Consider the following 20,099-nt stretch of genomic DNA (forward strand, 5'->3'; position numbering starts at 1 on the left):
GTGTAATCAATAAAATCCGGTGTAATCAATAAAAAATGAAAAGAGTAGTAATAACCGGAATGGGTGTTGTTTCATCGTTAGGACTTGATGTAAATACCTTCTGGACAAATATTAAGAATGGAAAAAGCGGTGCTAAAATCATTACCCGTTTTGATGCAGGAAAATTTAAAACCCAATTTGCAGCCCAGTTGCCCAATGATTTTAGTGCTGCCAACTACCTGGACAAAAGCGAGATCAAACGTAACGATCTGTACACTCAATATGCGTTAATAGCCGCTAAGCAGGCTATTGAAGATTCTGGTTTTGAGATGAATGCGCTATCTCCTTATGATGTGGGTGTGATATTTGGCTCAGCGCAGGGAGGTATGGATACTTTCGAACATCAGATCCGTGATTATGTTGCAACAGATCATGAGCCGCATTTTAACCCGTTCTTTATCCCTAAAACGCTGGTTAATATGGCAGCGGGTTTAATATCCATCAAATACGGTTTTATGGGGGTAAATTTTACTACGGTAACCGCCTGTGCCAGTGCTAATACCGCCATGATGGATGCCTTGAATTACATTCGCTGGGGAAAAGCTAAAATTATAATTACAGGGGGTGCCGATGCGCCCATAACAGAAGGTTCTATGGGTGGTTACAACGCGCTCAAAGCCTTATCAACCCGTAATTACGATCCGCAGGCTGCCGCCCGTCCGTTTGATGTAGAGCGCGATGGTTTTGTAATGGGAGAAGGTGCTGGTGTTTTAGTATTGGAAGAATACGAACATGCGAAACAACGGGGTGCCACTATTTACGCCGAAGTTGCAGGTGCCGCCATGACGGGCGATGCCTACCATATTACCGCTACCCATCCCGAAGGTAAAGGTGCCATAAAAGCTATGGAACTGGCCTTAAAGGATGCCGGTTTAGTTCATACCGAAGTTGATTACCTTAACGCGCATGCCACCTCGACCCCTGTAGGCGATATAAGCGAAGCTAAAGCAATATTTGGAGCATTTGGCAACAGTCCCAATTTATCGGTGAGCGCTACCAAATCTATGACTGGTCATCTTTTAGGTGCAGCCGGAGCTATAGAAGCTATTATTTCGGTAAAAGCTATAGAAAATAGTATTGTACCGGCCACCATAAACACTACTGTGTTAGATTCGCAATTACCTTTCGGTTTAAATATAGTCACCGGCGCATCGCAGGAGAAAAAGGTGGATGTGGCTATGAGTAATACGTTTGGCTTCGGTGGGCATAACGCGGTAGTATTATTTAAAAAAATATAACTGTATAATTACTGTTATAGCAATAATTATCGGTGGTTATTTAATCATTACGCCAACCTTGTTCAGTACAGGCAGTTTAATAAAGTTGCCTTCTACAATGCTTTCGGGTAAAAATATGAACTTCTTATCATAGATCTCGCGGCCTATGTAATAGCTTACCCAGTACTCATTGCTTAGTCCGAAGGTTTCCTCATCAATGGGTTCTATAAGTGCCGATGACTGGCTGGCCACCAGGGCCAGCATGTGGCGTAAAACCGATGTTTTAACCTGCTCGCCATCTTTTTCTCCATAACCTTTAGAACTTACCAGTACATTTTCTATCGGCTGGCCTTTTAAATTAATTAAATAAACGTACCAGATTTTGCTTTCGGCACTTTCTCTTTCAAGTGCTACTGCTACGGCAATATCTTCAACAATATTTTGGGGCAAATCTTTTATCATCATCAAAAACGCCTGTTGCCAGGCGTGTGCTATATTATTTTTTGGCTGTGGTTTTAGCTGTCGACTTTTTTGCGGCGGGTTTCTTAGCTGCCGGTTTACTTGGAGCCGCTTTTTTACCTACAGGTTTTTTAGTGTCTTTTTCCATAGCATCGGCCAGGGCTTTGCACTCTTCAAAAGTGAGTTCCAGCGGTTCTTTACCCTTGGGGATTTTAATATTTAGTTTACCATAACCTATATAAGGACCCCAACGACCATTCAGTAACTTCATCTCCGGGTCTTCGTCAAAGGCCTTAATCAGCTTTTCAGCATCTTTTTTACGCTTCTCTTCAATGATCTCAATGGCTTGTTGTTCGGTCACCGTCATAGGATCCAACCCTTTAGGCAACGAGTAAAAGCTGCTGTTATGACGGATGTACGGACCAAACTTGCCAATAGCTACAGTCATATCTTTATCCTCATAAACTCCGGCCTTTTTAGGTAATTTAAAGAGCTCCAAAGCATCTTCCAGCGTAATGGTCTCAATCATTTGACCGGTACGTAAACTGGCGTACTGCGGCTTTTCTTGTTCATTGTCGCTGTCGCCAACTTGCACGAACGGGCCATAACGGCCAATACGTACCGACATCTTTTTACCGCTCTCGGGGTGTACGCCTAAGTCGCGCTCGCCACGTGCCTTATCGGCTGTTTCGAGTGTAATTTGAACACCCTCATGAAAAGGCGTGTAAAACGTGCGGATCATTTTGGTCCACTCGGTTAGGCCTTGTGCAATTTCATCAAATTGCTTTTCAACATTAGCTGTAAAATGAAAATCGACTATCCCTTTAAAGTGCTGCACCAAAAAGTCGTTCACTACGGCGCCAATATCGGTAGGGAAGAGCTTATTTTTCTCTGCACCAGTATTCTCTGTTTTCTGCTCGTGTTTAATTAACTTATCTTTCAGTGTTAGCACACGGTAGTTGCGTGTTTTACCTTCGCGTTCTTCCTTAACCACATAACCACGGTTTTGTACTGTAGAAATGGTAGGAGCATAGGTAGACGGACGGCCGATGCCTAACTCTTCCAGCTTTTTAACCAAACTGGCCTCTGTATAACGTGCCGGCGGACGTGAGTAACGTTCGGTAGCGGTTATTTCCTGTAAGGCTAATAACTGCCCTTTGTTTAGCGGCGGAAGAATGGCGTTGTTTTCGTCTTGGGTGTTTTCCTCTTCTTCATCGTTCGATTCGAGATACACTTTAAGGAAACCGTCAAACTTCATTACCTCACCATTGGCAACTAAATCTTCCTTTCGGGTTGAAATATCAATTTTTGCGGTGGTCTTTTCAAACTGTGCCTCGCTCATTTGTGAAGCGATGGCTCGTTTCCAAATTAGTTCGTACAAGCGTTTTTCGGCATTTTCGCCATCAACAGTATGCACACCGAAATAAGTAGGACGGATAGCCTCATGCGCTTCCTGCGCACTGGCCGATTTAGTTTTATACTTACGGTACTGATGATATTTATCACCGTAAGCCGATGTAATTTCCTCTTGTGCAGCATTTAAGGCCGTGTCAGATAAATTAACACTATCGGTACGCATATAGGTAATTTTACCCGATTCATATAATTTTTGCGCTACCGACATGGTGCGCGAAACCGAAAAACCCAGTTTACGGCTGGCTTCTTGCTGCAGTGTTGATGTAGTGAACGGTGCAGCAGGCGAACGCTTGGTAGGGCGGGTATCTAATGATTTTATAGTGAAAGCAGCTTCAACACAATCGTTTAAAAACTTTTCGGCTTCAGCCTGTTCGGTAAAACGCTCTGGCAACTCGGCTTTGAAAGCTTCTCTGCCTTTACCAAATATGGCTACTACCCTAAAAGCAGCTTCGGCCGTAAATTTATTAACTTCTCGTTCGCGGTCAACTATTAAACGTACCGCGACTGATTGCACACGACCGGCTGATAAGGAAGGTTTAACCTTTTTCCATAGTACCGGCGATAGTTCGAAACCTACTAAACGATCCAAAACACGGCGTGCCTGCTGGGCATTTACCAGGTTATAGTCAATAGTACGTGGATTTTCAATAGCCCGCATAATGGCGGGTTTGGTAATTTCGTGGAAAACTATGCGTTTTGTTTTGTTTTCTTTTAAACCCAAAGTTTCAAATAAATGCCAGGAGATCGCTTCACCCTCCCGGTCCTCATCAGAGGCGAGCCATACCATTTCGGCTTCCTTAGCTAACTTCTTTAACTCACTTACTACCTGTTTTTTATCGGCAGGTACCTCATATTTTTGTGCAAAGTTATTAGGTATATCAATCGCATCTTCCGACTTTACCAGATCGCGGATATGGCCATAACTCGACTTGACCGTAAAGTCTTTGCCAAGGTATCCCTCTATAGTTTTAGCTTTCGCCGGTGACTCAACAATGAGTAAATTTTTAGCCATTAACGCGTTTTCTTTTTTGCAAATAAACACAAACTATGTGATACAAAAATTCACATACTGCATAAAATTATATTTTTCTATTGCTATGCTTCAAAAAACCTTGAGAAGTTAGAGATGTTTTAGGGATACCTACTACATTAAAAAGCCGCCGCCCAACAGGTCGTTGCCTTCATAAAACACAGCCGACTGACCCGGCGCAATACCCGAAACATTGTGATGGAAATCAACCTTCATGTGCTCGCCTATTTGCTGAATAGTACTTTCGGCACCGGCGTCTTTATAACGTATTTTGGTTACAGCTTGTAAAGGTTCGGTAATGGTATCATACTTAACCAGGTTTAGGTTTCGCACCCATGCTTCTTTACGCTCCAGTTGATCTTGAGTACCTAAAACTACGGTATTATTAGCCGGGTTAATTTGTGTTACAAACATAGGGTGACCAAAAGCAACGCCCAAACCCTTGCGCTGACCTATGGTATAAAAAGGATAGCCCTTGTGTTTGCCCACTACGGTGCCGTCTGCCAGTACAAAGTTGCCACCGCCCACACGTTCGTCGAGGTCTTCTACTTTATTACGCAAAAAGGCGCGATAGTCGTTATCAGGCACAAAGCAAATTTCGTAGCTTTCGCTTTTGCCAGCTAATTCTAATTGACCCATTTCTACAGCCATCTGGCGTATCTCTGGTTTGCTGAAACCACCTAAAGGGAAATGTGTACGGGCCAGGTTTTGTTGCGTTACGCCCCAAAGTACATACGACTGATCTTTGTTTTCGTCTTTACCCTTAGATACTACATAACGGCCGCTATCTTGCTGGCGGATATTAGCGTAATGGCCGGTGGCAATAAACTCACAATCAAGCTTATCGGCACGTTTAAGTAAAGCTTCCCATTTAATGTGGGTGTTGCACAGCACGCATGGGTTGGGAGTACGGCCGGCTAAGTATTCATCCACAAAGTTGTCGATCACGTAATTGCCGAACTCGCTGCGGATATCTAATATATAATGCGGAAACCCGTATCCTACAGCTAAAGCACGTGCATCATTTATGCTATCCAAACTGCAACAGCCGGTTTCTTTAGAAGAACCACCAGAGGAGGCATAGTCCCAGGTTTTCATGGTAAGCCCGATTACTTCATAGCCCTGTTCGTGCAGCATTACTGCTGCTACCGAACTATCAACACCACCACTCATGGCTACTAAAATTCTCCCGTGCTTACTCATATCAGTTACAAAGATAAGCTTTATAGGCATTTACCCGAAATATGCATGTCAGGTTAGGGTAAAACCTGGTATACATATTATTATAAATGCTAAACTAAAGTTTATTTTAATTTAGTAATCAATAATTTATAAAGATTATGTAAATTATTAGTGCTTACTATTTCACAAATATCGTTTTGATGTTTACAAACTCATACATGCCAAACATTCCCAGTTCCCGACCATAACCCGATTGCTTGATGCCGCCGAATGGTAGACGTGGATCAGACTTTACCATGCTATTTACAAAGCATGAACCAGCTTCCAATTGAGTGGCGGCAATGCTTTCGCCTATTATTGCATCTTTGGTAAACACGGCACCACCCAAACCGAACATGCTTTCGTTGGCTATACGGATGGCATCGGCTTCGTTACGCGCTGTTATAATAGCTGCTACAGGGCCAAACAGTTCGTCGTCGTGTGCTGGCATGCCTTTGGTTACCTGAGTCAAAATAGTTGGCGGATAAAAGGCATTATCGCCTTCGGGTAATTTGCCACCTAAAATACATTTTGCGCCTGCTTGTATGGATCGTTGAACTTGCTCATGCAGTTCATTACGCAGATCAACACGAGCTTGCGGCCCAACATCAGTTTGCTCATTTAAAGGATCGCCCATGTATTTGGTTTTCATCTTTTGTAACATGAGCTCAGTAAACTTTTCGGCGACCGATTCTATCACGATAAATCTTTTGGCAGCAATGCAACTTTGCCCGCTATTGATTAATCGGCTGTCGGTACAAGTGGTGGCGGCCAGTTCCAGGTCTGCATCCTCTAAAATTATATAAGCATCGCTGCCTCCTAATTCTAAAACTGTTTTCTTCAAAACCGAACCTGCCTTTTGGGCCACTTTTATACCGGCTTGTGTACTACCGGTTAAGGTAACTGCTTTTATAAGTGGGTTTTCAATCATGGCATCTACCTCCTCGCTACCGGCTAATAAGGTTTGAAATACATGCTTCGGAAAACCAGCGTGCTTAACCATTTCCTCAATTACCAATGCACAGCCTGGCACATTAGATGCATGCTTGAGCACACCACAGTTGCCAGCCGCCAGGGCAGGGGCTAAAAAGCGAAACACTTGCCAAAATGGAAAGTTCCAGGGCATTATAGCCAGTACAACACCAATAGGTTGAAAGGTAACAAAGCTTTTTTGAGCGTCGGTTTCAATTATTTGGTCGCTCAAAAAGCCGGAAGCGTTATCGGCGTAATACATGCACACAGCTGCGCACTTTTCCATTTCAATAATACCTTGCTTAACAGGCTTGCCCATTTCCTGAGCCATTAATGTAGCCAGTTCGTTTTTGCGGCTTTGTAAAACTTCGGCTAATTGGTTAAGCAATTTAGCACGTTCGTTAAACGGCGTATGTTTCCAGCTGAGCCAGGCCGTATGCGTTTGCTCTATTTTTTTATAAATGATCTCTTTGGTGTCACTCTCGTAAGATTTTATGAAGTTAACGTTGGCCGGATTAATAGATTTTAGAAGCATATATTTAGATTTACTGGCTGGTAGTTTAAATTATAATTAAAGTATTCAGGTGATTATACCTTATAATAACAGTGCTATAGCGTATAGTTGTGATGTTTATTGTTTGTATTTGCCCATTTAAAACTGCAGTTGTATATTAACGACACAATAAATTGATGTTATTTAATTAACAAAATGGCTGGTTTCGTAATGAATAGATACCAACAATATAAATGAGATGAATTTTTCATAAAAATGATTTGGACTATTGCGAAATTTAAGCCCAGGCCTATATTTGTTTTATGACTCAGCCAAATATCAACCTGAATAAGTTAACCGTAGAGCAAAAATTACAAGGCTTTATTTTACTAATAATCTGCTTCGTAGCTATTGTCAATTACGTAATATAAGTGTAACGTAGTGAATGATTAGTTAACATGCTATTATTGATTATTGTAGTTATTTCCCCAGTTTTTTAGGGAATAATTCCAATTCGTATCTGTTGCATTGGTATTTGGCATTTGTACAGAATGCCGCTTAATGTAACCTGCAACTTTTGCATGTGCTTGTAATCAGCATCAGTTAACTCTTCTTCTTTTATGTAAGATACTGATAATTTTTTTCGCCGGATTTGTGCCTAATGGATTGGCGTCCCGCTGTCCCAGCCAACTTTTTTTGATTTTAAGCCACTTCTTCAGTTCTGAAGCCTACATCTTTACCAGTAGCTTAAATTCTGTATAAATATCTTTCTGTTCGGTTTCGTTCAAATGTTTGTGCATAGTTGTAAATGTATTACAACTTATCAACAGTATCTCGAAAATTTTTAGTGTGACGCAGGTGTGTTTAGCTTGTATAGATCTGGTAGATCCCCTTTATTTTACGCTCTGCAGGAGAGCCTACCAGTACGGTAGTGATTTTTTTAGTCATCATTAGGTAATCTGCCTCGTGTATAAATTCATCCTCCTGTATCATAACCGGGTTATGGCTCATCATGGTGGCAATGGTTTGCGTACTGGTGTCAGGATTCTGCATTAACGCGCGGCGCAGGTCACCATCGGTTACTACCCCTAAAACATACTCGGTATCGCCTACGATCACCATACCCAGCCGACCTTCCGACATGCAGAGCAGCAATTCGGTGAAGGAGGCATCTTCGGTAATGAAGGGCAATTTATCAGTACGCATCACATCTTTAACCTTTACCAATAACTTGCGGCCTAAACTACCACCCGGATGAAAGCGGGCGAAGTCTTCGGGTTGAAATTTACGAGCTTCCATTAATGCCACGGCCAAGGCATCGCCCATAACCAAGGTTGCGGTTGTTGATGATGTAGGCGCAAGCTTTAACGGGCAAGCCTCATGGGTGATGTGTACGTTTAAATGCAGGTCGGTATTTTTAGCAATGGTGGAATTAGGATTGCCGGTTATGCTAAGTGTTTGGTTTTTATTCCATTTAAGGAATGGGATGATCTTGATCACTTCATCGGTTTCGCCCGAGTAGGATATCAATATAACCAGGTCATCCTGGCCTATCATCCCCAAGTCGCCATGAAATGCCTCGGTAGGATGCATAAAAAAACTGGAGGAACCGGTGCTTGCCAGCGTGGCTGAAATCTTTTTACCAATTAAGCCCGACTTGCCCGCACCGGTAATAATCAATTTGCCCTTGCTTTGCAAAATAGCTTCAATGGCCAGCGTAAACTGCCCGTCAATTAAAGCGGCCGCTTCCTGCAATGATTCTATTTCATCCTGAAAAACTTTTTTGGCAATGTGCTGCATTTGTTCTGTTGTCAGATTTCTGTGGTCTGTGTTGTGTGAATAGTCGTCTGTTTCTTGTTGTCTTTATTATGTACCTTAGCTAAACTTAGTTCTTATTCAGACTCAGGCAACCGACCTCTGATAACAGACAACTAATTCAATAAGGATTCCATTACTTTATCCAGATCCTGTAGCTTAACCATGTTAGGGCCATCGCTCAGGGCATTATCCGGGTCGGGGTGAATTTCCATAAAGTAACCATTGGCACCAAAAGATTTGGCTGCCAGGGCCATCATCGGTACAAAGGTACGGTCGCCGCCGGTTTTGCCGCCCGCACCGCCTGGGCGTTGTACCGAGTGCGTACAATCCATACAAACCGGGTAGCCAAAGGCTTTCATATCATGAATGTTCCTGAAATCTACCGCCAAATTATTATAACCGTACATGTTGCCACGCTCAGTAAGCATCACCTGGTTATTACCAGCTTCCACAACTTTTTGTGCAGGATAAAACATGTCCTGTCCTGAAAGGAATTGTGCTTTTTTAACATTCACTATTTTCCCGGTTTGAGCAGCGGCTACTAATAAGTCTGTTTGGCGGCATAAAAATGCGGGGATCTGTAAAATATCGACTACCTGACCGGCAATTGAGGCTTGGTTGCTTTCGTGAATATCGGTAGTGAGGGGCAAATCGAAACGGTCTTTTACGTTTTGCAACATTTCCAGTCCCTTTTCTAAACCCGGACCGCGATATGAACTTACGGAAGTGCGGTTGGCCTTATCGAACGAAGATTTAAAAATAACCGGAACTTTGTATTTTTCCCGTACACGGGCCACCTGTTCGGCCACCTGGTACAATAGTTCCTGGCTTTCTATTACGCAGGGACCTAATATAAAAAAAGGCTTTTGCTGTATTTGCTCAAAAAGTGTCATTCTGTAATTATAATTAGTGGGAGCAAAGGTAGGTTTTTTTGTTTTTGATATAGTCACGCATTCAAGAGTTGCTGTGATACCGGGTACTACTACAAATTTGATGGTTTCTTAAATAAAAAAACAACTTTTTTGCCCCCGGCTACAACTGCCATTGTAATTAAGCCCGCAACCAAACCAAATCCAAATTCTTTAATTATCGACGGTAGTTTAGGGAAATGGTGATGAACAAACTCAATATTGTGAACAAAGATTCCACCCGAAACCAGGATTAAGGCAATGGTTCCTACAACGGCTAAAACCCTGATGATGACAGGCAGCGATTTAACGAGTAAATGACCAAGTGATGCCAAAAATCCTTTATGGTTAGCATGTAAAATTAATTTATTGCCTGCATCATCCATTCTAACAATTAAGGCAACTATGCCATAAACACCAATTGTTGCCAAAAGTGCAACAGCCGAAACGGTAACTATTTGTATGATGAGTGTTTCGGTTAAAACAGTTCCTAAGGCAATTATCACAATCTCGATAGACAAAATGAAATCGGTAGTTACTGCCGATTTGATTTTCGCTTTTTCCGCTTCGCCGTCATTTTGCTTACTTTCTGCAATTACCTCATGCCCTTTTTTTTCATGATGAAAGAAGTACTCAATAATTTTTTCAACGCCCTCGTAAGCCAGGTATAATCCACCTAATATTAAGATTAATTTAATAGCTACGGGAAAAAATGCATTAAGCAGTAATGCTACCGGAAGGATAATAAGCTTATTAACAAAAGACCCTTTGGTAATGGCCCATAGCACCGGCAGTTCACGTGAGGATACAAACCCGGTAGCTTTTTCAGCATTCACAGCTAAATCATCGCCCAATATGCCAGCGGTTTTGCCTGTAGCTACCTTTGTGGTCACTGCAACATCGTCCATTAACGCTGCTATATCATCTAAAATTGCAAAAAAGCCAGTCGCCATATGTATATAGTTGTGCTGTGGTCAGTAAATTTATACATAACAAAGCCCGATATTTTCATATCAGGCTTTGTACCCAGCGCCGGAGTCGAACCGGCACGGTTTCCCACAGGTGTTTGAGACCAGCGCGTCTACCAATTCCGCCAGCTGGGCATTGCCACGCCACTTTCTCAGAAGCGGGATGCAAATGTATTTAAACTCTCTTTAATTCGCAACAAATATTTTTGTCTGTAGTAAATATCTGCAATGCTATTCAAACGGCTTTTTTTAGCGGTGTCATTAAGCGTTTGATAGTCAATAGTTAATAATTGTAATTCACTGTTAAGGTCGTCTTCTACAGCCAATGCCTCAGCACGAATATTAGCCAGGTGTTCGGCATCATCTACCTCCATCAGGCGCTCGTTCAGGTCCATCATCTCCATTAAAAAGTTGGCCGGCAGCTGAGGTTTGGCACCTTCGTTTACCAGGTCATGCTGTTTCAGGATGTATTCTAAGCGTTTATTGGGGTCGCTCAGGGTTTGGTAAGCCTTGTTGTTTATAGTAGATATTTCCAGTATTTCCTGTTGTTTGTTTTCATCTTCATTGGCATAAAAATCGGGATGATACTGTTTGCTTAGCGCGTAAAACTTCTTTTTCAACGCCGCGGCATCTATTTCAAAAGCTTCGGGTATATTGTAAAATTCAAAATAGTTAATCATATTTTCTCACCCCCGGGTGTGCCGGTATGTATGGGGTTAAAGTTATTGAATTTGATATTGTTTTGTGAAATGTTTAATAATTCGTTAAAATAACAGGTGCCTGGCTTACTTTGCAGCTTGTGTTGCTTTTAGCTTTTCGGCAACATCAACCATAGGTGCTATCCAAATATTTCTTTCGTTAGCCTTTAAGTAATTTACTATGTGCTTGTATATCAACATTTAAACTATGGCCGCCACCCACACCGTGAAACAGGAAAACCAGTAAAGTATGGCTTTGCTGTGCCTGCTTTACCAAATCTATCATGTATTGAGCGGATTGACCGTTAATGGAATAGCAATTAATATTATCGAGTGCTACTTTATCTGCAGTGGCTAAGCCACCGGTAACGCCGCGCGCACCTGAGAATTCATTTTTCAACTGGTTATAAAAAAACACATCACCTATTTGGCGGTCGCCGCAAGGGTAGGCAAATGTGCGCTTGTGTTTTCCGTCAATTGCTTTAAGCAGGGTATTGTTAATTCGGATCTCATCGACCGCACGGTTCACGGTGTACTTGCTCAGATCATGATCGGGACTTACAAAACTGCGACCGGGCAAACTGCCATCGCAGGGATGAAACAGTGCATGATTACCCAACTCATGGCCATGATTGGCCGCCTGTCGCCATTCGTCCATACGTTTGGCAACTACCGGCGAAGAACCGATGAGGTAAAAGGTTCCCTTCATTTTCATAGAATCTAAGGCGGGTATCACATTATCCAAATCATCATTAATGGCATCATCATAAGTGAGCACGACCGCGCACGATTTATTATTCCAGGGTGTGCTTTGTTGAGCGTATCCCTGTAAACATGCCATTATTAGCGCCGTAGTAAATAATACACATCTATTTTTTTTCATAACTCGAAATAGCTGAAGTAAAAATCATTAAGGTTTATCCGAGCGGAAAGGTGAAGCCGGCAAACCTTCATGGTTATATAAGTTAGCTCCCTCTGGATTATCTGCCCAGGCGTAACGCACATATATTGGATTTGCAACCGCATCGTTAAAAACAACTACTGTGTTACCTTCTATTTTTGCGGTAGCCCAAACAAACTTTTTATCAGCTCCTGCAATGGCAAACTGGTTAAGTTCGCCTCCGCCTTTTACCGTTAAGCCGCTACCTATATGGTTAAAGGTAATAGTTATACGGTTACCGTTCACTTGTGCAGATTGATAAATAGGACCCGACGACACCACTTTGTTATCATGATAAGCAACACGCCTTGCTTCCAGTGCCAATCTTTCACCCACATCTTTTTTGTTAAGCGGATGGATGTCATTCCACTCGCCGGCATCAATGGCCACGGCCATACCGGTGTTGGGTACCTGCAAAGTATTGAGTTGTGCTTCGCGCAGTTGCGCCCAGCTGCTTTCGGATGGCAGGTATCTAACATCCATATAGTTAGGTAATTGTGCATAAATAAATGGCAATGCTGGTTGGTGCCAGCGAGTACGCCAATCGGCTATTAATGCCGGTAATAATTGATTATATTCAGCAGCTCTGCCAGCATTGGTTTCGCCCTGATACCATAATACGCCCTTAATGGAATAATTAATAGCAGGTGCAACCATGGTATTATATAAACCGGTAGGTTCGTTTTGTGCCGAAAACACAGAGTTGTAACTGGTCACCGGTGAAAATACCTGGCCAACTTGGTATTGCCAGTCGCCGCGCAGGTCAATATTTTGGCTTTCAACAGTTAAAAAGTAAGGCTTATCAGGAACAAAGCCACCTTTACCACTGGTATTGGTTACCCTAACCACAATAATATTTTTACCGGCTTTAAGCAACCCTGCCGGAATCTCGTATCGGCGGGGAGGATACTGGTAAGTAATGTTGCCAACCAACTTTCCGTTCACATAGGTTTCATCGGCATCAATTATACGGCCCATAAACAGTTTAGCAGGTTTGCCGGCCATACTTGCCGGAACCATAATTTCTTTACGGAACCAAAGGATGCCGTTTAAACCTTGCACACCCTGATCGGCCCAGTAGCCGGGGAGCCAGAACTTATGCCATCCCTGTGCAATATAAGTGGTATCGAACCAGGTTTTCGCTCCGGTTAAGCCCTTGTCCATCTGTTTTATATTATTATTTGATAGTGAACGACTGGCTGGTTTGGTTATCTGGTTAAAATAAGCGGTATCTTTTAGTTGAGTAACGCGTGAGGCGTAGGGTTGTATTTCCTTCAAGCCGTCTTCGCTGATCCAGGCTTGAATAGGAGTACCCCCAACGCTCGAGTTGATAATGCCAACAGGAATTTTGTATTGCTCATGAATTTTTTTTGCAAAAAAGTAAGTAACTGCTCCAAAAGTGAGTACCGTTTGCGGATCGGCAGCTATCCACTTGCCTGGCGGCAAATCATCATGCACACCACGAACGTCAGATACTGTCGGTATAAAAAAGTTACGGATCTGTGGATAGTTGGCAGCTGCAATATCATCCGGATATTTTTCTTTAACCCGTTCCATGTTAATAACCATGTTAGACTGGCCTGCACAAAACCAAACATCGCCTACCAGTATATCTTTAATTAAAATATGGTTACTGGCATCAATTTGCATGGTGTATGGTCCGCCTGCTTTTAATGCGGGTAGGGTAGTGGTCCATTTGCCATTGGCAGCCGTAGTAGCTTTGTATGTTTTACCATTGAATTTAACAGCTATATTTTCGGCAGGAGCGGCCCATCCCCAAATGTTGATCTTGGTATCACGTTGTAACACCATGCCATCGCTTACTAATTGTGGGAGACGTAGCTGAGCAAATACAGGCACTGTAAATAAAAAGGTTGTAATTAACGCTATAACATATAGCTTATTCAAGAGGCTCATGGATGGATGAATTGGTTAAAGTAAAAGTGGCAAATAATTTTAAGTATTTATGCAATCGATTGTATATTTATTATAAATCCATAAAGTATATGTCGCAATTAACCCTGTATATTGCCGGATATACACCTTTAAATTAATCTGCTTTCGTTTAACTTTATATTATATTATTTTATCGAACAATAACCCGTAAAACCATCTCAAGTACCACTATTATGATTATAACCATTTTGTACTTTATAGCAGGCATTATTGTCTTAGTGCTCATCGTTGCTTTGTTTTCGCGCAAGGCCTACTCGCTCCAAAGGGAAATTATCATCCATAAACCGGCAGAAGAAGTTTATGAATATGTAAAATATTTAAGGAACCAGGATAATTATATCAAGTGGGCCATGGCAGACCCAGATATGAGAAAAACTTATACCGGTACAGACGCCGCCGTTGGTTTTATATCGGCCTGGGATAGTGACAAAAAAGGTGTTGGAAAAGGTGAACAGGAAATCCTTAAACTTACCAATGGCACAAGAGTAGATTACGAGATTCGCTTTATTAAGCCATTTGCAGGCATTGCCCAAGCGCATATATTTACCGAGAATATTGAACTTAATACTACCATGGTAACTTGGGGATTTGCAAGCCAAATGCCGTACCCTATGAATATTATGCTTTTATTTATGAATATGGAAGCTATGCTGGGCAAGGACCTGGAAACAGGATTGTCGAATTTAAAAAGTTTATTAGAACGCTAAGTTAATTATTTGTAAGGCCTGTTTAGTTAAAATAAAAACAGACAGATAAAAAAGCGCCCTTTTGCTTACAAGCCGTTTTCTTATTTGTCTGTTTTATAATTCACTAAAAATTAATTTACTTATTTTCGGGGCTGTGGCTGCCGTAATCGGGCGTACCTTTATCATCTTCAGGCTTATAATACGCTGTTCCGGGCGTATCCGAATCGTCTTGGTTTACTTTTTGCTGATCGCCATCATTATCCGATGTTCCTTCCTGTGTTTGATTATGATCGTCTTCCACACCACCCACTTTTTGCTGCTCGGGGGCTTCGCGGTAGCCTGCTACTTCTTCTTTTCCTTGGTTCATGTCGGGTTCTCCTTCTTGTTCTACTGGTTTAAAATTTTGATTTTCAGGGTGTTCTTGTAACGGCTCGGTACGCTTAAAATAATCATTTGTATAACCTGCGTTACGCGATGGGTTAGCCAGGTCATCGCCCGAACGGGTTTCATTAATTTCTCCAAAGCTTTCTCCGCCCATGCCGTGGCTTTCGTAACCGTGCTGGTTTGGGTTGGCATCTTCGCCGCCTAAAAAACTGCGTTTTAAATCTTTTTCTTCTAAATTATCATCATCTTCTACCTTATAACCACCGGCAGGCGCATGAGCAGGTTGCTCAGATGCATGGGGGTAATCTTGGGTTGGTTCATCATCATTGGGTACCATAGGTTTTTGTTTTTGATGTATAGTTTAATAAGGTTTTAGCATCTTAATTGTTTTACAAAGGCAAATTATTGACAAGGTTTACCACGGGTTAAATAACTATTATATTACAAGTAATTAACAATTAAAAACCGGCGATTCAGTTGCAGGTGTAAGTTCAGCTAAAAACTATATATAACAGTTGGGATGCTTTGTAACTATTCTAAATTATTCAAAAAACCGCATAAAGTCACCTAATTTAGCAGATAACCTCTTTTTGTGCGTTAACTTTACATTGTTAAAATGCAATGGTTTTTTCGCACATGGATATACCCCGGTTATTAGAAAATATTTTACCAAAAGAAAGGATCAAAGCCAAACTCATCGATCTGGTGGCATCGGCTTCTGATGCTGGTTTTTATTATTTACGTCCGCAGGCGGTGGTACTACCGGTATCGGAAGAGGAGGTTAAAAATCTGTTCCATTTTTCAAAGCAGTATCATATTCCTTTGGTATTTCGCACGGCTGGTACCAGTTTATCGGGCCAGGCCGTAACCGATGGTATTTTGGTAGACCTGAGCCAGCATTGGCGCAAAATTACCATTGAAGATGCCGGTGAGAGTGTGCGCGTACAGCCAGGTGCAATTGGCGCCATTGTGAACACGTACTTAAAAAAATACGGCAAAAAAATAGGACCTGATCCGGCCAGTATTAATTCGGCCATGATGGGTGGCATTATTTCCAATAATTCCAGCGGTATGTGCTGCGGGGTAAGTAAAAACTCTTACCATACCATTAAGCATATCCGTTTTATGCTACCCTACGGTCAATTATTTTCTACCGAAAACAGGGCCGATTACGGCCGATTTGCAGACGAGTGCCCCGAGCTTTTTAAAACACTTACATCTTTACGAGCTCAACTGCTTAGCAATAGGCAGCTGTATAATTTGATCCGTAAAAAGTATGAAACCAAGAATACAGTTGGCTATGCGGTAAATGCTTTTATTGATTATAAACACCCACTGGATATTTTAAGCCACTTGCTGATAGGGGCCGAAGGTACGCTGGGTTTTATAGCCGAGGCAGTAATGAACACCGTGCCCGATTATATGGCCAAGTCAACAGCCATGCTATACTTCCCCGATATATATTCGGCCTGCCAAGCTATTTTGCCGTTAACCCAATCGGGCGCCGAGGCGGTTGAATTAATGGACAGGGCATCACTGCGTTCTGTTGAAAATGTAAAGGGTATGCCAGCCATTATTAAAGAACTGCCTTTAACCGCAGCTGCATTACTAATTGAATACCAGGCTGATACTATAGAAGAAGTAAATAAAAAAATAGCAATTTTTACTGCTTTGGTGCCTAACCTGCAATTATTAAACGACGTGCAGTTTACGGTTGACCCGGTAGAGCAAGCCTTAATGTGGAAGGTGCGTAAGGGCATGTTCCCGGCGGTAGGTGCGGTACGGGCAAGCGGTACAACCGTTATCCTTGAAGATGTAGCGTTTCCCGTGCAGTATTTGGGCGATGCTATATTAGACTTGCAGCAACTATTTGTAAAATACGCTTATCATAACGCCATTATATTTGGTCATGCTAAAGATGGTAACATCCACTTTGTAATAACACAAGCGTTTGATACACCAACTGAAATTGACCGGTACGACCGCTTCATTAGAGCAGTGGTAAGTTTGGTGATTAATAAATACCAGGGAACCCTCAAAGCTGAGCACGGCACCGGCCGTAATATGACGCCCTTTGTGGAAACGGAATGGGGGCCTGAGATCTACGAGATTATGAAAGTTGTTAAGGCGATAATCGATCCCGAAAATTTACTTAACCCCGGCGTAATTATCAATGCCGATAAGGCCGCACACATTAGTAACCTAAAAGATTTGCCGCAGGTAGAGGAGGAGGTTGACCGCTGTATGGAATGTGGTTTTTGCGAACATATATGCCCCAGCCGCGATATTACCCTGACCCCCCGCAAACGTATCGTTGTTAGGCGCGAGATTACGAAACTGAAACTACAGGGCAATACCATACAACATCATCAATTAGTACAACAGTACCAATACCAGGGCTTAGATACCTGCGCGGTAGACGGCCTTTGTGCTACGGCCTGCCCGGTAGATATTAATACGGGCGATTTGGTTAAACGCCTCCGGGTAGAAAATCATTCGGGTACGGCCAATAACGTGGCAATGTTTACTGCTAAAAATTTTGGGTTGGTATCTGTAGCTGTAAAAACTGCTTTACGTACAGGGGTATTGCTCAACAATGTTTTTGGGCCCGATACCATGCGGGGAATTACGTTGACCCTAAAGAAGATTATCCCGGCATTCCCGCTTTGGTCAAACCAATTGGCGGTAGCGCCCGCGTTGCCTAAAGGAGGGCAACTGGCCGGTGCTAATGGTGTAGTGGTGTACTATCCGGCTTGTATTAACCGGGTAATGGGTGAGGCTGAAAAAGGGAAAAAGCCGGTTATGCAAACGTTTATGGATGTATCGGCCAGGGCAGGTATCCGGGTTATATTCCCGCAAAATTTAAGCAGCAGTTGCTGCGGACAGATTTACTCGTCGAAAGGGTTTACCGGCGCGCATGCCTATACGGTTAATCAAACCATCAGCCAGCTTTGGGAAACATCGGCAGAGGGTAAACATCCAATCGTACTCGACATTAGCTCCTGCACCCAAACACTGCGCAATTGCCGCAGTAAACTAACCGACGATAATAAGGCTAAATACGATGCCCTGACTATATTGGATAGCATTGAATACGTGCAGGACCACATCATTCCTAAAACCCAGGTGGTGGCTAAAAAGAAGAATATAGTGTTGCACCCGGTATGCTCGCTCATAAAAATGGGGTTGGAAAATGCGTTTTCGGTAGTGGCGGGCCATTATGCCGATAAGGTTACTGTACCCGTACACGCCGGTTGCTGCGGTATGGCGGGCGATAGGGGCTTTCTCTTTCCTGAACTCACCCGTTCGGCAACTCATTTAGAAGCTAAGGATGCTAAAGCAGCCACATGCAGTGGCTATTATTCATCATCTAAAACCTGCGAAATTGCCCTGTCTGACGCGGTTGGCAAAAACTACCAATCTATATTAACCTTAGTTGATGAGTGTACGGCACCTTAATTATTAGTAAGTAATCATTTAAAGCCCTCCCTCCCGGGGAGGGTTTGGGAGGGGCTATAATTCTATCCTACAACGCTCGTTACTAATTAACCGCATAGCTTCTTCAATTTCCGATTTGTTCTTCATTCGGCTTTGCTCGTCGTTATAGTATCGGGTAAGCTCCTTGCGGTGATAAGCTTCGTAAAAGCGTTTAATTTCGGTTTGTGTTTGTAGAATGAGTGCCGGTACTTTAACAGGGAGAAGGTCTTCACCCATAGCCACCATAGTAAAGTAGCTGGAGTTGGTATGCTTAATTTGCTGCGTTTTAATATTCTCGCTTTGCACACGTATGCCTATCACCATGGATGAGTTACCCACGTAATTAACCGAAGCCAATAGCGAAACCAGTTCGCCCACCTCAACAGGAGCTAAGAAGTTAACCGTATCAATAGATACCGTTACACAATAATTGCCAGCATGTTTGGCCGCGCATGCATAAGCCACCTTATCCATTAACCCTAAAATAACACCGCCATGCACTTTGCCGCCAAAGTTGGAGTAAGAGGGTATCATGAGCTCGGTTAGCATGGTTTGTGAACTTTTTACCGTTTTATAAATTTCATCCATTATGTTGCACTTTTAGTAAAAAAATAGTTTAAATTTAAAAATAGTAGCTTGGTAATGAGAAATTTTTTAATTGACAAACAGCAACTTTATTATTGAAAGGAACCACTTACTATCGTTAGAGATGAAATTTAACATAACTATTATCAGTAATAAAAAGTTACTTATCACCTGGATTTTTTTTGCCGCTCAAAAGTTTGTCTAACGTTTTTGTTAACCGTTCGGCGCGCGTTTTTCCCTGTTTGGCAGTTACTATCCAAAGCACGTATTCCTTTTTGTTAGCGTATGAAAGTTTATTAAAGTTGGCATAAGCCACGGCTTGCTCTTGCAAGGCAACTTCCATGTCGGCGGGCAGCGTCACGGTTTTAGTTTCAATATCAATATAGGCCGAAAATTCGTTTTTTTGCAACTCACTGTTACGGGTTTCTGATAGTTTGACCTGCTCCTCGGGGCGAAAACGTAATGCTGTCCAGCTACTGTTGATAGCGGCTGAAGCAACGGGTCGCAGCCCATATTTAGCTGGTTCAGTCCAGCTGCCCATCATTTCCAGATCGGATGCTATGCCCGAGCTTTTCTTCGGATAAATAACCCACAAAATTGTACCGGCTTTCAGTACCGGTTGAATGTGCTGTAAGTTGGCAGCTAATTCGGTGCTGTTTAGTGCAAAGAGCTGGATGCCGTTGAAGTTCCCGTCGGCAGTAAAGCTTACCTCTACACCATGGGGCAAGGGATCTAACAGCGCTAAATAATTAACGGGTGCACTAATCAAAAGCCAGCGTTGGCCGGGTTTTATCATTAACTTTTTTGCTACGGCATTCATAGGCTAATACTA

At 42.5% G+C, this 20,099-nt stretch carries 16 protein-coding genes and 1 tRNA gene; 3 read left to right on the forward strand and 14 right to left on the reverse strand.

The genetic code is table 11. The features are described 5' to 3' along the window. Window positions 1-35 precede the first annotated feature (35 nt). Window positions 36-1,277 (forward strand): beta-ketoacyl-ACP synthase II, encoded by a 1,242-nt coding sequence (gene fabF, locus ACFQ3S_RS07970; RefSeq protein ID WP_377163076.1) that lies wholly within the window; start codon window positions 36-38, stop codon window positions 1,275-1,277. A gap of 36 nt (window positions 1,278-1,313) precedes the next feature. Here fabF and ACFQ3S_RS07975 read toward each other — a convergent pair whose 3' ends face one another. From ACFQ3S_RS07975 to ACFQ3S_RS08025, 11 genes are all read right to left on the reverse strand, one after another. Then, window positions 1,314-1,718: a hypothetical protein gene (locus ACFQ3S_RS07975; RefSeq protein ID WP_377163131.1), complete on the reverse strand. Its 405-nt coding sequence runs from the start codon at window positions 1,716-1,718 to the stop codon at window positions 1,314-1,316. Window positions 1,719-1,752: 34 nt separating this feature from the next. Next, window positions 1,753-4,143, reverse strand: coding sequence for a type I DNA topoisomerase (topA, locus tag ACFQ3S_RS07980; RefSeq protein ID WP_377163078.1), 2,391 nt, complete (start codon window positions 4,141-4,143; stop codon window positions 1,753-1,755). A 132-nt stretch (window positions 4,144-4,275) separates the two neighbouring features. Then, entirely contained in the window at window positions 4,276-5,364 is a 1,089-nt protein-coding gene (gene mnmA / locus ACFQ3S_RS07985) for a tRNA 2-thiouridine(34) synthase MnmA (RefSeq protein ID WP_377163080.1), read from the reverse strand. A gap of 157 nt (window positions 5,365-5,521) precedes the next feature. Further along, window positions 5,522-6,889, reverse strand: coding sequence for an NAD-dependent succinate-semialdehyde dehydrogenase (locus tag ACFQ3S_RS07990; protein WP_377163083.1), 1,368 nt, complete (start codon window positions 6,887-6,889; stop codon window positions 5,522-5,524). 822 nt (window positions 6,890-7,711) lie between these two features. Next, window positions 7,712-8,647, reverse strand: coding sequence for a KpsF/GutQ family sugar-phosphate isomerase (locus tag ACFQ3S_RS07995; protein ID WP_377163086.1), 936 nt, complete (start codon window positions 8,645-8,647; stop codon window positions 7,712-7,714). A 131-nt stretch (window positions 8,648-8,778) separates the two neighbouring features. Then, a complete protein-coding gene (gene kdsA / locus ACFQ3S_RS08000) occupies window positions 8,779-9,558 on the reverse strand; it encodes a 3-deoxy-8-phosphooctulonate synthase (protein WP_377163088.1) in 780 nt (259 codons plus the stop codon). An 89-nt stretch (window positions 9,559-9,647) separates the two neighbouring features. Then, window positions 9,648-10,526 carry a DUF808 family protein gene (locus ACFQ3S_RS08005; RefSeq protein WP_377163090.1) on the reverse strand — a complete coding sequence of 293 codons (879 nt, stop codon included), beginning with the start codon at window positions 10,524-10,526 and terminating at the stop codon, window positions 9,648-9,650. 70 nt (window positions 10,527-10,596) lie between these two features. Further along, a tRNA-Leu gene (locus ACFQ3S_RS08010) sits at window positions 10,597-10,676 on the reverse strand. Window positions 10,677-10,693: 17 nt separating this feature from the next. Continuing rightward, window positions 10,694-11,221 (reverse strand): Fe-S protein assembly co-chaperone HscB, encoded by a 528-nt coding sequence (gene hscB, locus ACFQ3S_RS08015; protein WP_377163092.1) that lies wholly within the window; start codon window positions 11,219-11,221, stop codon window positions 10,694-10,696. Window positions 11,222-11,399: 178 nt separating this feature from the next. Further along, the gene (locus ACFQ3S_RS08020; RefSeq protein ID WP_377163094.1) at window positions 11,400-12,080 is read right to left on the reverse strand and encodes a polysaccharide deacetylase family protein; all 681 of its coding nucleotides are present in this window, start codon (window positions 12,078-12,080) and stop codon (window positions 11,400-11,402) included. A 69-nt stretch (window positions 12,081-12,149) separates the two neighbouring features. Then, entirely contained in the window at window positions 12,150-14,096 is a 1,947-nt protein-coding gene (locus ACFQ3S_RS08025) for a sialate O-acetylesterase (protein ID WP_377163096.1), read from the reverse strand. Between the two features lie 212 nt (window positions 14,097-14,308). Between ACFQ3S_RS08025 and ACFQ3S_RS08030 the strand changes: the two genes are divergently transcribed. After that, window positions 14,309-14,842 carry an SRPBCC family protein gene (locus tag ACFQ3S_RS08030; RefSeq protein ID WP_377163099.1) on the forward strand — a complete coding sequence of 178 codons (534 nt, stop codon included), beginning with the start codon at window positions 14,309-14,311 and terminating at the stop codon, window positions 14,840-14,842. A 115-nt stretch (window positions 14,843-14,957) separates the two neighbouring features. On the opposite strand, the gene ACFQ3S_RS08035 is transcribed toward ACFQ3S_RS08030, so the two are convergent. After that, window positions 14,958-15,542, reverse strand: a complete 585-nt coding sequence (locus ACFQ3S_RS08035; RefSeq protein ID WP_377163101.1) for a hypothetical protein — start codon at window positions 15,540-15,542, stop codon at window positions 14,958-14,960. A 284-nt stretch (window positions 15,543-15,826) separates the two neighbouring features. Here ACFQ3S_RS08035 and ACFQ3S_RS08040 point away from each other — a divergent pair, with 284 nt between their 5' ends. Next, entirely contained in the window at window positions 15,827-18,664 is a 2,838-nt protein-coding gene (locus ACFQ3S_RS08040; protein WP_377163103.1) for an FAD-binding and (Fe-S)-binding domain-containing protein, read from the forward strand. Window positions 18,665-18,718: 54 nt separating this feature from the next. Here the strand turns inward: ACFQ3S_RS08040 and ACFQ3S_RS08045 are convergent, their stop codons facing one another. Both ACFQ3S_RS08045 and ACFQ3S_RS08050 read right to left on the reverse strand, forming a co-directional pair. After that, a complete protein-coding gene (locus tag ACFQ3S_RS08045) occupies window positions 18,719-19,270 on the reverse strand; it encodes an acyl-CoA thioesterase (protein WP_377163105.1) in 552 nt (183 codons plus the stop codon). A gap of 157 nt (window positions 19,271-19,427) precedes the next feature. Beyond that, a complete protein-coding gene (locus ACFQ3S_RS08050) occupies window positions 19,428-20,087 on the reverse strand; it encodes a YdeI/OmpD-associated family protein (protein ID WP_377163107.1) in 660 nt (219 codons plus the stop codon). Window positions 20,088-20,099: the final 12 nt, after the last annotated feature.

It is taken from the genome of Mucilaginibacter terrae (assembly GCF_042679325.1).
Lineage (GTDB): Bacteria > Bacteroidota > Bacteroidia > Sphingobacteriales > Sphingobacteriaceae > Mucilaginibacter > Mucilaginibacter terrae.

Excerpts from the sequence above, each read along its gene's own strand:
- ACFQ3S_RS07995 (WP_377163086.1), bottom strand. The coding sequence starts at position 8,647 with ATGCAGCACATTGCCAAAAAAGTTTTTCAGGATGAAATAGAATCATTG.
- ACFQ3S_RS07990 (WP_377163083.1), bottom strand. The coding sequence starts at position 6,889 with ATGCTTCTAAAATCTATTAATCCGGCCAACGTTAACTTCATAAAATCT.
- hscB (WP_377163092.1), bottom strand. The coding sequence starts at position 11,221 with ATGATTAACTATTTTGAATTTTACAATATACCCGAAGCTTTTGAAATA.
- ACFQ3S_RS07975 (WP_377163131.1), bottom strand. The coding sequence starts at position 1,718 with ATGATAAAAGATTTGCCCCAAAATATTGTTGAAGATATTGCCGTAGCA.
- ACFQ3S_RS08050 (WP_377163107.1), bottom strand. The coding sequence starts at position 20,087 with ATGAATGCCGTAGCAAAAAAGTTAATGATAAAACCCGGCCAACGCTGG.
- fabF (WP_377163076.1), top strand. The coding sequence starts at position 36 with ATGAAAAGAGTAGTAATAACCGGAATGGGTGTTGTTTCATCGTTAGGA.
- ACFQ3S_RS08045 (WP_377163105.1), bottom strand. The coding sequence starts at position 19,270 with ATGGATGAAATTTATAAAACGGTAAAAAGTTCACAAACCATGCTAACC.
- kdsA (WP_377163088.1), bottom strand. The coding sequence starts at position 9,558 with ATGACACTTTTTGAGCAAATACAGCAAAAGCCTTTTTTTATATTAGGT.
- mnmA (WP_377163080.1), bottom strand. The coding sequence starts at position 5,364 with ATGAGTAAGCACGGGAGAATTTTAGTAGCCATGAGTGGTGGTGTTGAT.
- ACFQ3S_RS08025 (WP_377163096.1), bottom strand. The coding sequence starts at position 14,096 with ATGAGCCTCTTGAATAAGCTATATGTTATAGCGTTAATTACAACCTTT.
- ACFQ3S_RS08020 (WP_377163094.1), bottom strand. The coding sequence starts at position 12,080 with ATGGCATGTTTACAGGGATACGCTCAACAAAGCACACCCTGGAATAAT.
- ACFQ3S_RS08030 (WP_377163099.1), top strand. The coding sequence starts at position 14,309 with ATGATTATAACCATTTTGTACTTTATAGCAGGCATTATTGTCTTAGTG.
- topA (WP_377163078.1), bottom strand. The coding sequence starts at position 4,143 with ATGGCTAAAAATTTACTCATTGTTGAGTCACCGGCGAAAGCTAAAACT.
- ACFQ3S_RS08035 (WP_377163101.1), bottom strand. The coding sequence starts at position 15,542 with ATGGTACCCAATGATGATGAACCAACCCAAGATTACCCCCATGCATCT.
- ACFQ3S_RS08040 (WP_377163103.1), top strand. The coding sequence starts at position 15,827 with ATGGTTTTTTCGCACATGGATATACCCCGGTTATTAGAAAATATTTTA.
- ACFQ3S_RS08005 (WP_377163090.1), bottom strand. The coding sequence starts at position 10,526 with ATGGCGACTGGCTTTTTTGCAATTTTAGATGATATAGCAGCGTTAATG.